Origin of the sequence: Beggiatoa alba B18LD (genome assembly GCF_000245015.1) — a bacterium.
GTDB classification, from domain to species: Bacteria; Pseudomonadota; Gammaproteobacteria; order Beggiatoales; family Beggiatoaceae; genus Beggiatoa; species Beggiatoa alba.
The window spans coordinates 3,501,176-3,515,136 of the sequence record NZ_JH600070.1 but is presented as its reverse complement, the minus strand read 5'-3'; the positions used below and the strand labels follow the sequence as shown (position 1 = coordinate 3,515,136).

At 42.7% G+C, this 13,961-nt stretch carries 10 protein-coding genes; 1 reads left to right on the top strand and 9 read right to left on the bottom strand.

What is annotated here, in order from left to right; genetic code table 11:
• Positions 1-78: 78 nt before the first annotated feature.
• Positions 79-2,862: a preprotein translocase subunit SecA gene (gene secA, locus BEGALDRAFT_RS14390; RefSeq protein ID WP_002691184.1), complete on the bottom strand. Its 2,784-nt coding sequence runs from the start codon at positions 2,860-2,862 to the stop codon at positions 79-81.
• A 300-nt stretch (positions 2,863-3,162) separates the two neighbouring features.
• On the opposite strand from secA, the gene BEGALDRAFT_RS14385 reads away from it, so the two are divergent.
• A complete protein-coding gene (locus BEGALDRAFT_RS14385) occupies positions 3,163-3,621 on the top strand; it encodes a DciA family protein (RefSeq protein ID WP_002691183.1) in 459 nt (152 codons plus the stop codon).
• On the opposite strand, the gene lpxC is transcribed toward BEGALDRAFT_RS14385, so the two are convergent.
• The 8 genes from lpxC to murG form a co-directional block, all read right to left on the bottom strand.
• The gene (gene lpxC, locus BEGALDRAFT_RS14380) at positions 3,603-4,517 is read right to left on the bottom strand and encodes a UDP-3-O-acyl-N-acetylglucosamine deacetylase (RefSeq protein ID WP_002691181.1); all 915 of its coding nucleotides are present in this window, start codon (positions 4,515-4,517) and stop codon (positions 3,603-3,605) included. The genes BEGALDRAFT_RS14385 and lpxC overlap by 19 nt on opposite strands.
• A gap of 438 nt (positions 4,518-4,955) precedes the next feature.
• Positions 4,956-6,203, bottom strand: a complete 1,248-nt coding sequence (ftsZ, locus tag BEGALDRAFT_RS14375) for a cell division protein FtsZ (protein ID WP_002691180.1) — start codon at positions 6,201-6,203, stop codon at positions 4,956-4,958.
• Positions 6,204-6,440: 237 nt separating this feature from the next.
• Entirely contained in the window at positions 6,441-7,676 is a 1,236-nt protein-coding gene (gene ftsA / locus BEGALDRAFT_RS14370) for a cell division protein FtsA (protein ID WP_002691178.1), read from the bottom strand.
• A gap of 13 nt (positions 7,677-7,689) precedes the next feature.
• The gene (locus BEGALDRAFT_RS14365) at positions 7,690-8,652 is read right to left on the bottom strand and encodes a cell division protein FtsQ/DivIB (protein ID WP_002691176.1); all 963 of its coding nucleotides are present in this window, start codon (positions 8,650-8,652) and stop codon (positions 7,690-7,692) included.
• On the bottom strand, positions 8,649-9,569 hold the full coding sequence (locus tag BEGALDRAFT_RS14360; RefSeq protein ID WP_002691175.1) for a D-alanine--D-alanine ligase: 921 nt from the start codon (positions 9,567-9,569) through the stop codon (positions 8,649-8,651). The genes BEGALDRAFT_RS14365 and BEGALDRAFT_RS14360 overlap by 4 nt, the downstream gene beginning before the upstream one ends.
• Before the next feature lie 116 nt (positions 9,570-9,685).
• Positions 9,686-10,639 carry a UDP-N-acetylmuramate dehydrogenase gene (gene murB, locus BEGALDRAFT_RS14355; RefSeq protein ID WP_002691173.1) on the bottom strand — a complete coding sequence of 318 codons (954 nt, stop codon included), beginning with the start codon at positions 10,637-10,639 and terminating at the stop codon, positions 9,686-9,688.
• Between the two features lie 56 nt (positions 10,640-10,695).
• Positions 10,696-12,129, bottom strand: coding sequence for a UDP-N-acetylmuramate--L-alanine ligase (gene murC / locus BEGALDRAFT_RS14350; protein WP_002691170.1), 1,434 nt, complete (start codon positions 12,127-12,129; stop codon positions 10,696-10,698).
• Positions 12,126-13,253, bottom strand: coding sequence for an undecaprenyldiphospho-muramoylpentapeptide beta-N-acetylglucosaminyltransferase (gene murG / locus BEGALDRAFT_RS14345; protein ID WP_002691169.1), 1,128 nt, complete (start codon positions 13,251-13,253; stop codon positions 12,126-12,128). The genes murC and murG overlap by 4 nt, the downstream gene beginning before the upstream one ends.
• Positions 13,254-13,961 lie beyond the last annotated feature (708 nt).

Below are 13,961 nucleotides of genomic sequence, written 5' to 3'. Positions count from 1 at the left end.
TGAGGTAGATGTGTACTACGGATGTGAACAAATAGACAAGGAGAGATGCAAACAAATGGTTTGCATCTCTCGCTCAGATTAATCTAATTTACCGTGACATTGTTTATATTTTTTGCCTGAACCACAAGGACATGGTTCATTACGCCCCACTTTGGGAACTTGGCGCACATAAGGGGTATGCGAGGCTTGCTCTTTGTTTTCGGTGGCTTCTTCAGCTGGGCTTGCAACTTCAGTAAGTTCATTTGTTAAGCCATCAACTTGTGCATGTTGGAATTGCATTGATGCCAATGCAGCCGCTTGTTTACGGCGTTCTTCTTCCACAGCATCCACTTCTGCTTGTGTGCGAATATGCACTTTAGAAACCATGCCAACTACTTCTTGTTTAAAGCGTTCCAAGAGTTTGGAAAACATTTCGAAGGCTTCGCGTTTATATTCCTGTTTAGGATTTTTTTGTGCGTAACCGCGTAAATGAATCCCTTGACGGAGATAATCCATTGCGGCTAAATGTTCTTTCCATTGAGAATCTAAGAGTTGTAACATCACTGCTTTTTCAAAATGGCGTAGAACTTCTGCACCAGCAAGCTGTTCTTTTTCTAAATACCGTGCTTCTAACTGGTCCGCAATTTTTTGGCGCAAACTGGCTTCATGTAATTCATGGTCTTCATCCAGCCATTGACGAATTGGTAATTGCGCACCAAAAGTTTCTTCTATGGCTTTTTCTAAGCCTTCAACATTCCACTGTTCATCCAAGCTTTGAGGCGGAATATAGGTGTCAATAATCTCGTTAAGTACGTCTAGGCGAATAGCGCGGATGGTATCGTAAACATTTTCGCTTTCCATCAGTTCATTACGTTGTTCGTAAACCACTTTCCGCTGGTCGTTTGCCACATCATCATATTCTAACAATTGTTTACGAATATCGAAGTTACGTCCTTCTACTTTTCGTTGCGCATTTTCAATGGCTTTACTCACCCATGGATGTTCGATAGCCTCACCAGCTTCCATGCCAAGCTTTTGCATCAGTCCTGTGATACGGTCAGAGGCAAAAATCCGCATTAAATTGTCTTCTAAAGATAAATAGAAGCGGCTAGAGCCATTATCCCCTTGTCGTCCTGAACGACCGCGTAATTGGTTATCGATACGGCGGGATTCATGGCGTTCTGTACCAATAATATGCAGACCACCACTGTCTAACACGGCTTGATGTTGGGTTTTCCATGCAGTTCGTAATTCAACTTCTTTCGCTTGTAATTCTTCTTCAGACAAGCCTTCTGCCCGTAATTTCTGGATTTCAATTTCAACGTTACCGCCGAGAATAATGTCCGTTCCGCGCCCTGCCATATTGGTTGCGATAGTTACTGCACCAACTCGCCCCGCTTGGGCAATAATATAGGCTTCTTGCTCGTGGTATTTCGCATTTAAAACTTGGTGTTGAATCCCTTCTTGCGTTAAAAATTGAGAAAGGGTTTCAGAACTTTCGATAGAAGCAGTCCCAACTAAGACGGGCTGTCCGCGTTTTTGACAGTCCTGAATATCAGTAAGAATGGCTTTGTATTTTTCTTGTTTGGTCAAATACACCAAGTCGCCCATGTCTTTCCGAACCATCGGACGATGGGTGGGAATAACGACAACCTCTAATCCATAGATTTGTTGAAACTCATAGGCTTCTGTGTCTGCTGTCCCTGTCATCCCTGAGAGTTTTTTGTATAAACGGAATAGGTTTTGGAACGTGATAGACGCTAATGTCTGGTTTTCGTTTTGAACAGGTACGCCTTCTTTGGCTTCTACCGCTTGATGTAAGCCTTCTGACCAACGCCGACCAGGCATCGTGCGCCCTGTAAATTCGTCCACAATGATGATTTGCCCATCTTTGACGATGTAATCAACATTACGTTGGAATAAGGTATGCGCGCGTAAGGCAGCATGGACATGGTGCATTTTGCTGATGTTAGCGGAGTCGTAAAGGCTTTCTCCTTCACTTAATAAGCCTTCACGCATCAATAATTCTTCAATATGTTGATGCCCTTCATCACTGATTAAAACTTGTTTGGCTTTTTCATCAACGTAGTAATCCCCTGGAATTTCTTCCTCATCATCTTTGTGCGGTTCACGGGCTTGAGGTTTTAGCTGGGGAACTATTCGATTAATATGTTGATATAACTCTGAATTATCGTCGGTTGGCCCTGAAATAATCAACGGGGTACGCGCTTCGTCAATTAAAATCGAGTCCACTTCGTCGACGATGGCATAATTTAATTTTCGTTGCATTCTGTCTGCAACGCTAAACGCCATATTGTCGCGTAAGTAATCAAAACCAAATTCGTTATTCGTGCCGTAAGTAATATCTGCGGTATAAGCTTCACGTTTTTCTTCAGGTGCCATATTTGGCACAATGACACCAACGCTCATGCCTAAAAAGCGATAAATTCGCCCCATCCATTCCGCGTCGCGCCGAGCCAAATAATCGTTAACCGTTACGATATGCACGCCTAAACCTGATAAGGCATTTAAATAGGCAGGCAAAGTCGCCATGAGGGTCTTACCTTCCCCTGTGCGCATTTCTGCGATTTTGCCGTGATGTAAGACCATCCCACCGATTAACTGCACATCAAAGTGGCGCATGTTAAGAACACGCTTACCCGTTTCACGAACGACGGCGAATGCTTCAGGCAGCAAATCATCTAAAGTCGCTCCCTTTGCTAATCGTTCCCGAAACTCCACGGTTTTGTGACGGAGTTCATCATCACTTAAGCGACTGATATCAGACTCGAGCGCGTTAATTTGCTCTACTGTCTTCATCATGCGTTTGACCAGCCGTTCATTACGGCTACCGAAGATTTTTTTTAGCAGGTTTCCTAACATGGGTTGTTAATATCTGTTAAATTGGGGCTGAAAAGCGGAAAAGTTTCATGTTGTTTATAAGCAAGCAACTAAAAAACCGTTTTAGATGTATCAGTTATGCAACATCCAACACATAAATCGCGTGTTTAATCTGCATAGTTTACCGTAATAGGCTTATTGCTGACAAAAAAAGCGCAATTATCCTTCTCTTTATTAAGAAATCAAGCAGTAGGGAGAGGCATGATTGATAAAAAGCAGTATGCTTAGCAGAAATCAGCTAGAATGATGCATATCAATATCACTTTTTCGCATTGATTAGTTATGAAAAGCGTTTCACAAATTTTGCAACAATCACATCATCTTGTGCATACACTGATTGAACGTTGTACTGCATTGCAACAAATAGATCGAGCGTTTAAGGCATATTTACCCTTAGCATTGCGTAGTCATTGCAGGGTGGTAAATGTTCGCGATCATCGCTTAATTATTTGGGCAGACAACGCACCCTATGCAACGCGGTTGCGCTATTTAAGTGATGAGATTTTACAGCGTGGATTGACTGATCCTTACTTACAAGGGCTACGAATTCAAAAGCTAGACATTAAAGTGCGCTCGGTCAATCGAGAGGTGATAACTCCCTCACCTGCCTCACTGATTAAACGCCGTCCCCATTTATCAACGGAAACGGCGATGCTTCTGCAAAATGTAGCCCATAGTTTAAAAGATCAAGGATTACGGACGGTTTTATTACGGTTAGCGCGTCATACAGATAAGGGTTGAAGGCAACCAACAGGCAAAGAACGCGCCTGCTCATCATCAAAAGTCACTAATTCCCAAGCTTTTTCATCGGCAAGCAATGTTCTAAGCAATAAATTATTTAATTCATGACCCGATTTATAGCCGCTAAATGCACCGATTAATCCATGCCCTAATAAGTAAATATCCCCTAAAACATCTAAAATTTTGTGACGGACAAATTCATCGTCGTAACGCAACCCATCTTCATTTAAAATTCGATAGTCATCAACCACAATCGCATTGTCTAAGCTGCCACCCAGTGCCAATTTATTTTCGCGCAACAATTCAATTTCGTGCATAAAACCAAAGGTACGGGCACGACTGATTTCTTTTACAAAAGAGGTTTTTGCAAAATCCATTTCGGCATATTGGCGTGTCCGCTTAAAGACGGGGTGATCAAATGCAATGCGAAAACTCACTTTAAAGCCGTCAAAAGGTTCAAACTTTGCCCATTTATCCCCTTGTTGAACCTGTACTTTGCGTTTAATCCGAATATAACGCTTGGCTGCGTTTTGTTCTTCAATACCCGCTGATTGGATTAAAAATACAAAAGGTCCTGCACTTCCGTCCATAATAGGTACTTCAGGCGCGCTGATGTCGACATATGCATTGTCAATACCTAAACCTGCAAATGCCGATAAGAGATGTTCAACAGTTGAAACTTTTGTAGTGCCATGAATGAGCGTTGTCGAGAGGCGGGTATCTCCAACACGTTCCGCATGTGCAACAATATCAACAGGCGGAGATATATCTGTACGTCGAAAAACAATACCCGTATTCGGCGCAGCAGGGCGTAGGGTAAGAAAGACCTTTTCACCTGTGTGCAAGCCAACCCCCGTGGCTCGAATCACATTCTTCAAGGTGCGTTGCTTTATCATTGTTTTTTATATCTCCACAAGAACACAAGTAGCCAATAACTAACCATCACGATAACTTTAACTACTTAATTATTTAAGGTAATTAACTAATTGCTTAAAATATGTAAATGATATTTTATTCACTATTAAGCCAGTATGAAATTTTTATACCAAACTGTAAAACAATACTGATTCATTGAAGTGAGATAAGGCGAATCGTACAAATAGAAAATAATTGAAATGCACCTTAGCATATTCATGTCAAAAACGGTATGCCTTTTTGTTGCATTGCAACAAAAACCTTAATTGACTGTCTGTCAATATATTACGCTTAGTCATAAATAAACGCTAGGCATTAAAAAAACAAGCAGGGACAAGTTGATGCCATTTGGCTTGTATCACTGTCCCTCTCGTTTTAATAAACATACTAAACAGTATTATGCCACCGAATCGGTTGACTTAGTCCGCTTGTCGACGTAAGAACGCGGGGATATCTAAATAGGTTTCGCTAGGATGGTTATTATCTGCATGTTCTAAACTTTTTTCGTGACCATCGACTTGTCGGCGAACGAGGGGAGACTTGTCATAGTCTTTGTAATCATCCATTTTGTTAGCAACACGTTCATTGGAGCGTTCGCGCTCGGCGGGAATACTCTTGCTATTAGTGAACGGTAAGGTTTTGACATTCGTGGCTGAGGTGCGAGTTTCGGCTTGAGCCTGACGATTTGCGGCAAAATGTACGCCGCTATTTTGTTGGCTTACCCCTGTCGCAATCACAGTTACACGTAATTCTTCTTTAATCTCTGGGTCTAAAACAGTACCGACAACAACGGTCGCATTTTCAGAGGCAAATTCTTCAATCACATCGCCCATTTCTTCAAATTCGCCGATGGTTAAGTCTAAACCTGCGGTCATATTGACGAGAATACCGCGTGCACCAGAAAGGTCGATATCTTCTAATAAGGGGCTGGAGATTGCTTCCATTGCAGCTTTGCGTGCCCGACCTTCACCTTTTGCTTTCCCTGTTCCCATCATTGCCATCCCCATTTCTTGCATAACGGTTTTTACGTCTGCAAAGTCAACGTTGATTAAACCAGGACGGGTAATGAGTTCAGAAATCCCTTGAACCGCACTATAAAGAACATTATTTGCTGCCTTAAACGCTTCTAATAAGCTGGCATCTTTGCCTAAAACGCTTAAGAGTTTTTCATTGGGAATGACAATTAAGGAGTCGACATGTTGGGCTAAATCTTTTAAACCTTGTTCCGCAATGGAAGACCGTTTTTTACCTTCGAAAGGGAAGGGGCGAGTCACAACGGCAACGGTTAATACCCCTAACTCTTTAGCAACTTGTGCAACAACAGGAGCAGCCCCTGTACCTGTACCGCCCCCCATCCCCGCAGTAATGAAAACCATGTCAGTACCTTCTAGCACTGCCATGATGCGTTCCCTATCTTCTAACGCGGATTGTTGACCTACTTCAGGATTTGCACCTGCACCTAAACCTTTAGTGACATCTGTGCCTAATTGTAAAACCGTGCGGGCGGAGGAGTTACGTAGGGCTTGCGCGTCTGTATTGGCGCAAATAAATTCAACCCCTTCGATGTTGCCTGAGAGCATATGTTCAACAGCATTGCCACCACCACCACCAACGCCGATGACTTTAATCACAGCGTTTTGGCTAAAAGTATCCATTAATTCAAACACAATAAAAACCTCCTATGCGCAAGCGCATGGTCATAATAACTGTTTAGAATCTTTTTAATCTAATCCGAATTATAGCTTTATAGCAAGATATTCTGTGCGGGTGGCAGATTTTTTTCTTATGTGTGCTATCGCAGAAATTATGCCATTCCGCCTTACTTAAGGGTATCTTGCTTGTTTTATACAAAAATTGATGATGAATACCAAAGCTCTATTATATTGCTAGCTGTTTGATATTTTTTAGAAATTACCTTGAAACCAGTTTTTCATCCGCGTGAACATGGTTTTAAATCCTCCCTGATTGTGGGTGATATCCGATAAGCGTTCATGACGATGATGATGTCCGAAAAGTAACAATCCGACACCTGTTGCGTGCATGGGATTACGCACGACATCCACCAGCCCTGAAACATAACGCGGATAACCAATCCGAACAGGCATATGGAAAACTTCTTCGGCTAATTCAACCACGCCATCCATTTTGGCACTACCGCCTGTAATGACTAAACCAGCTGCAATTAAATCTTCATAACCACTACGCCGTAAAACCGACTGAACAAGGGTAAATAATTCTTCATAACGGGGTTCTACCACATCGGCGAGGGTTTGGCGGGCTAAATAGCGCGGGGGACGTGCGCCAACGCTGGGAACTTCAATCATTTCATCGGCGTTGGCAAGATTGGCTAAGGCACAAGCATATTTAATTTTAATTTCTTCGGCGTATTGAGTGGGCGTGCGCATGGCAACAGCAATATCATTGGTTACTTGGTCGCCTGCAATGGGAATCACTGCGGTGTAACGGATAGCCCCTTCGATAAAAATGGCAATATCGGTTGTACCGCCACCAACATCGACAAGACAAACGCCTAAATCTTTTTCATCTTCTGTCAATACGGCTTCACTAGAAGCCAGTTGTTGCAAGATGATGTCATCTACTTCTAAACCACATAAACGGACGCAGCGGACGATATTTTGTGCGGCACTGACCGCGCCAGAGACTAAATGCACTTTTGCTTCTAAACGCACCCCAGACATACCAATCGGTTCACGGACACCTTCTTGATTATCAATGACAAATTCTTGTGGGAGAACATGAATAATTTTTTGGTCGGCAGGAATTGCAACGGCTCTAGCAGCATCTAAAACCCGATCAATATCGTCTTGTGTGACTTCTTTATCACGAATAGCCACAATCCCATGAGAATTCATACTGCGAATGTGACTGCCTGAAATTCCTGTAAAAACGGAATGAATTTCACAGCCTGACATCAATTCTGCTTCTTCAACGGCGCGCTGAATAGAATGCACCGTAGATTCAATATTGACGACGACTCCTTTTTTTAATCCCCGTGAAGGATGTTGTCCAATGCCGATAATTTCCACTTCATTACTTTCTGGGGAAACCTCTCCAACAATGGCAACTACTTTAGAAGTGCCAATATCTAAACCTACGATTAAGTTTTTATCTTTTGCCATTTTATTCCTCGCTCTACTGAGCCAAGCGTACTGCAACGCCGTTGGTATAACGTAAATCTGCAATGAGTTTCACGTTTTTACTGATTGCTGGTTGACAAGTTGTTGGGGGTTTCTTGCTTTTTTTGGAGGCTGAACCTGTTGAACAAAGTGGAAACTGGGTCGTTAATTTATCGTAAATTGCTAAAAAATGCTGTAAACGAGACATATTACCGCCCCGCCCTAGCAATAATTTGATGCCATTATTAAGGATAATATACCACGCATAACGTTGGTTACAGCCAAATGCCTTAATCTCTAGGTTTTTAGCTTGTAGCTGGGCATTTGCCATACGATAGAGTTCAACCGCTTCTTGCGTATTATCTGCAGCACTTTGTAATTGAGGTAGATTCAACGGTTGTTCTGGAACATCAAATACAAGTCCCTTGTCACTGACTAAACGGACATAACCTTTTGCGGTAGGGTTTTCTACATTATCAACATCTTGCCAATAACCAACAGCTTGATGCTCTTCTATTTTAATCAATAAGGTATCCATCCATTGCGGTTCAATCTGTACGGTAGCTATCCATGCAATCTGCATTAATGCTGTTTGAATAGCAGATTCATTGACTTGCCAGAGTCCACCTGTCACATAGGGCGCGACCGCTTCACGGATGCTCTGTGTACTAACGCGCTGATTACCTTCAATCGTGACCGTGCGAATAGGCATATTGTGCGGATTTTGTAACCAAAACACGCTCCCCAACAGAATACCTATGATAAAGAGAATAAATAAAATATTTTTCCAATAGTTCAGCAAATAAGGGCTAACAATATCAATTCCTTGAATGACAAGGTTGCCCCCTTGTTGTAAATAATCAAGGAGCGGTTGCAAACTGGGAATAGTGATAGTCGTCGCTGTGCGTCGGGCTTGTTTATGCCGTTTAGTCACTGAGCGTTCTGTGCGCCTACCGCGTACAGACAAAGTTTTTTTCATGTGCTTGCTAAGATTTGTAACACTAAATGCTCAAAGTCGATGCCAACAGCATTGGCAGCCATAGGAACAAGACTATGATCTGTCATACCTGGTACAGTATTTACTTCTAATAACCATGCTTTCCCTGTTGCATCACACATTAAATCAACCCGTCCCCACCCCGTCGCGCCGATAATTTGAAAGGCTTGCAAGGCTAATTGTTGCAGAGCTTGCTCTTGGTCGGGGGCAAGTCCTGAGGGGCAAATATAACGGGTTTGTGTGTTATCACTATATTTTGCTTCGTAATCATAAAATACGCGGGGTGTTTCTAAGCGTATCAGTGGTAATGCTTGGTTTTGTACAATGCTGGCTGTATATTCTACACCACTAATGTATTTTTCAGCGATAACCACTTGATCAAATTGCCGTGCTAATTGCCACGCTTGTTGCATTTCCACAACAGACGTTACCTTACTCATTCCCACGCTAGAGCCTTCGCTTGCAGGCTTTACCATTAAAGGAAAGCCTAAGCGTTCAGCAACCGCAGATAAATCTGTTTTTTCTGTGAGTAACACATAAGGCGGGGTTGGTAAATCAGCACCTTGCCATACTAACTTAGTGCGATATTTATCCATTGCGAGGGCAGAGCCTAAAACACCACTGCCTGTATAGGGAATTCCCAAACGGTCTAAAAAGCCTTGTATTGTGCCATCCTCCCCACCGCGTCCATGTAGGGCAATAAACACACGATCAATAATCGTTTCGGTTAATTTTTCTAATAAATTACCTGTTCCTGTATCAATGCCAATTGCATCAATTCCCTGATTTAATAAAGCATTTAAAATGGCTCGTCCGCTTTTTAAGGACACTTCACGTTCTGCGGATGTCCCCCCCATTAAAACCGCAACTTTGCCCCACTGTGCTGTATTCACATTCATTGTGTTTTTAAGACTCAGTAAATTGAATGAATTTTATGTTATATCCGCTGATTGAATCACAAAGTTACAGCTATTTTTGCAATAACAATCAGATGATTTTAAACGAATTTATAGCTCTATGATGAGGGTGTTTCACTCATAAAAGGCTTAGTCGTGGCATATTCTCCAACAATACGCACTTCAGGAATTAAACGCACACCGCTTTGCTGTTCCACCGAAAGAATAATTTGTTCAATCAATGCCTCAACATCTGCCGCAGTTGCTGCTTTTTGATTAATAATAAAATTAGCGTGTTTTTCTGACACATAAGCCCCACCAACGCCACGCCCTTTCCAGCCTGCTTTTTCAATTAAACGCGCTGCATAATCATTCGCAGGATTGCGAAATACAGAGCCACAGCTTGGCAACCCCATCGGTTGACTTTCCCCACGTTGACGGAGTAAGGCTTTGATTTTTTCCTGCCCTTCTTCAATCGTTGATGGCAATAATTTTAAAACAGCGGCAACAAACCATTCATTGTCGGGCCCTTTGACATGACGATAACGCACTTCATAATCAGTGACAGAACGGCGTTGATGTTGACCCTGTCGATTCATGGTTTCGACACCTTGCACAATTGCCCATGTTTCACTACCCCACGCGCCCGCATTCATGGCTAATGCCCCGCCCATCGTGCCAGGAATACCCGCTAAAAACTCAGCCCCTGTTAATCCTGCATTAACCGCAAAACGGGCAACTTTGGCACAACTGACTCCCGCTTCTACACGCAAGGTATATTCATCTAAAAAAATCATGTCATCCAACAAGCCCGCTGTTAGGATAACCATCCCCCGCACGCCCCCATCACGAACCAGTAAATTACTGCCTAACCCCATCCACATCATGGGCATATTGTCAGGAATTTGCGGAATCAGTTGCGCAAGGTCTTCTAAATCCGTTGGTTCATAAAACCATTCTGCGGGACCACCAATGCGCCATGAGGTATGTTTAGAAAGCGGTTCGTTATGGCGTAATGTTCCCCGTCCGTTAAACGGCACAAAATTGGGATTATGCCCAATAATCACTGTCATACTTGATTCACCACGATTGCAAGAGAAAAATATAAACCATGTGTGTTTTCAATCAATTATTCACTGACCATGAGGGGTATCACAGAAAGCTGGGCAGGTAAGCTGGCAGAAATCGCACCAATATTGCCCGCGCCTAATGTTAATAAAATATCTTGGTCTTGTAAGAGGGTAGGCAATAACTTGACCAACTCATCAGCATGGCTGAGAAAAATAGGGGTAAGTTTGCCAGTTTGCTGTAGTGCGTGGCATAAGGCTTGCCCATCTGCTCCTTCAATTCTTGCTTCGCCAGCCGCATAAACATCTAATAACAGTAAGACATCAACCCCCGCTAAGACATTGACAAACTCTTGAAATAAATCACGAGTGCGGGTATAGCGATGCGGTTGAAAAACAACGACTAAGCGTCTTTCTGACCAGCCTGCACGAATTGCTTGAAAGACTGCCTCGATTTCACGCGGATGATGTCCATAATCATCAATCAACATGATATCGCCTTGCGTCGTTTGTAAATGTTGCGTTTGGAAACGTCGCCCAATACCACTAAATTGTTTTAAACCGCGTTGAATTGCGCTATCACTCACCCCTGCCTCATGCGCAATCGCAATTGCGGCAAGCGCATTTCGCACATTGTGCGTGCCAGCTAGATTCAACGTCACATCCATCCAATAACTGTTATCCCGCCAGACTTGAAAATGAGTTTTATCACGGACTTGTTGAATTTGCACCGCGCGAATCTCTGCTGTTTCAGCCGTACCATAAGTCAATAAAGGCTTAGTGAGCTGGGGCAACAGTTGATTAATGACAGGGTCGTCGATGCAGACAACGGCAAGTCCATAAAATGGCAGTTGTTGCAAAAATTTAACAAAAGTTTGTTGCAATTCGCCAAAATCATGACCATACGTTTCTAAATGGTCAGCATCGATATTAGTCACAACCGCCATAATTGGCTTGAGATATAAAAAAGACGCATCACTTTCATCAGCTTCCGCGACTAAGTATTCACCCGCGCCTAAATTCGCGTGTCGTCCTGCACTGTTTAACTTACCGCCAATGACAAAAGTCGGATCTAAATTTCCCTCAGCCAATAAGCTCGTGATTAAACTGGTTGTCGTGGTTTTGCCGTGTGTGCCCGCAATCGCAATGCCTTGACGAAAACGCATGAGTTCGCCCAACATTTCCGCGCGTGGAATCACGGGAATATGTTGCTCGCGCGCGGCGACAACCTCAGGATTATCCGCTTTCACCGCGCTAGAAATCACCACGACATCACAACCAAAGATATTACTGGCATCATGTCCACAATACACTTTAATGCCTAAACTGCTTAAATGACGTGTTGTCGTACTTTTATGTAAATCAGACCCTGACACAGCATAGCCGATGTGATGCATCACCTCTGCAATGCCACACATGCCAGCCCCTCCAATCCCAACAAAATGAATGCGTCGTCCACGTTTCGGTAAATTGACAGGATGGTGGGTCATTTTCATACAGAATCCTTATGTCTTACGTTGGAAATCGTGGGCAACGCCCATTGTAAAATTAACTGAGAAATATCATCGACCGCACTAGGACGGGCTAATTGTCGCGCTTTAGCGGACATTTCTATTAAACGGGTTGGATTATTAATCAAAGATTGTACTAAATCGGTTAATTCAGACACATTAAGTACACTTTGTGGAACTAAAATCGCAGCATTTTGATTGGTTAGAAAACGTGCATTAGCAGTTTGATGGTCGTCAACTGCATGAGGATAGGGAATTAAAATACTGGCTTTGCCTGCCTGCGCTAACTCACACACGGTTAAAGCCCCAGCGCGACAAATGACTAAATCAGCCCACTGGTAAGCGGCTGACATATTTGTGATAAACGGGTCAACAATTGCATCAAATTTAGCCGTTGCATAAGCATTGCGCGTGGCTTCAAAATGCGCTTCCCCTGTTTGATGCCATACATTAATTTCACCCGAAAGCGACAATAAAGCCTGAGGCACAATTTCATTTAAGGCTTTCGCGCCCAAACTGCCACCAACGACTAAAATACGCACAGGCGACAAAACAGGCGGTGCGAATTCCTGCTCTATCTTTGCTAACTCTAAAATAGAGGCTCGCAACGGATTCCCCGTTGTCACTGCACGCACAGGAGCAGGAAACGTATAAGGAAATGCCTCCATTACGCAAGAAGCAATTCGCACCAATAACCGATTTGTCAGCCCTGCAATGGCATTTTGCTCATGGATTAAAACAGGAATACGCAATAACCACGCAGCAACCGCCGCAGGTCCTGTCACAAATCCCCCCATACCAACCACAGCAACAGGACGATGTTGGCGCATGATACGTAACGATTGCCATAAAGCCTTTGTCAACTGAAACGGCGCAGTTAATAAACGGGTAAGCCCTTTGCCCCGCAAACCACTGACATCGATATAATCGATATCAATGCCTGCTTGCGGCACGATTCTCGCCTCTAAGCCCTTACGTGTTCCAATCCAACGCACAGAAACCTGCTGTTCACGTAATTTCTCTGCAATCGCTAATGCAGGGAAAACATGCCCGCCTGTTCCGCCTGCCACCAATAAAATAGGGTTTATGCCCGTTTCACTTGTTTTCACAACCGATAAATACCTTTCATCAATTTGCTAATTTATGCATCACTCATCAACCACCAATGTGATCTGAATATTATGCCATGACTTAACCGATAAAACGTATTTTACCATACCCCACTACCAAGCAAGGGACGATAACAGACTGAAGCCACGCACAAGATATTGACATGAACGACTGACGACCTAAACACGCTCACTTAAACAGGAATAAAAATTTTATAATCATCTAAAATAAAAAGAAAATAATCAGACCCATCACATGAATAAACCCCAAAAAACCTTGGTTTAAATACCTTCTATTAAAACAATCTCTGATTTTTAAAAAACATCCCTTTCACCCCTTTCCAATACTTTATAAACACACCACAAAAGAAAAAGGACATAAACTAAAATCCTATAACGTGAATCTCTTGTTTTAATACTAAAAAAAAGCCAACAACTCCTAACAATTAATGCTCGGAAAAAAAGGGTTTATCTCAGACAAATCCCCCACAACTCTCCCCTGATTACTCATTACTTATGCCTTAAAAAAAGAGAATTTCACATTATCCTAAACAAATTATTTTTTTACTATTCACTTGACGATTATCAAGTTTATTTCATAGCCAAGAAAATTTTATAAAAATAAAGAGAATAACCTGTTTGATGGACATGCCTAACACTGTTATATTTAGCATGTTGTTTCAGATATTTTACAAGCGCGAACTGACT

Coding starts and splice junctions, on each gene's coding strand:
- secA (WP_002691184.1), bottom strand. CDS start 2,862: ATGTTAGGAAACCTGCTAAAAAAAATCTTCGGTAGCCGTAATGAACGG.
- BEGALDRAFT_RS14385 (WP_002691183.1), top strand. CDS start 3,163: ATGAAAAGCGTTTCACAAATTTTGCAACAATCACATCATCTTGTGCAT.
- lpxC (WP_002691181.1), bottom strand. CDS start 4,517: ATGATAAAGCAACGCACCTTGAAGAATGTGATTCGAGCCACGGGGGTT.
- ftsA (WP_002691178.1), bottom strand. CDS start 7,676: ATGGCAAAAGATAAAAACTTAATCGTAGGTTTAGATATTGGCACTTCT.
- BEGALDRAFT_RS14365 (WP_002691176.1), bottom strand. CDS start 8,652: ATGAAAAAAACTTTGTCTGTACGCGGTAGGCGCACAGAACGCTCAGTG.
- BEGALDRAFT_RS14360 (WP_002691175.1), bottom strand. CDS start 9,569: ATGAATGTGAATACAGCACAGTGGGGCAAAGTTGCGGTTTTAATGGGG.
- murB (WP_002691173.1), bottom strand. CDS start 10,639: ATGACAGTGATTATTGGGCATAATCCCAATTTTGTGCCGTTTAACGGA.
- murC (WP_002691170.1), bottom strand. CDS start 12,129: ATGAAAATGACCCACCATCCTGTCAATTTACCGAAACGTGGACGACGC.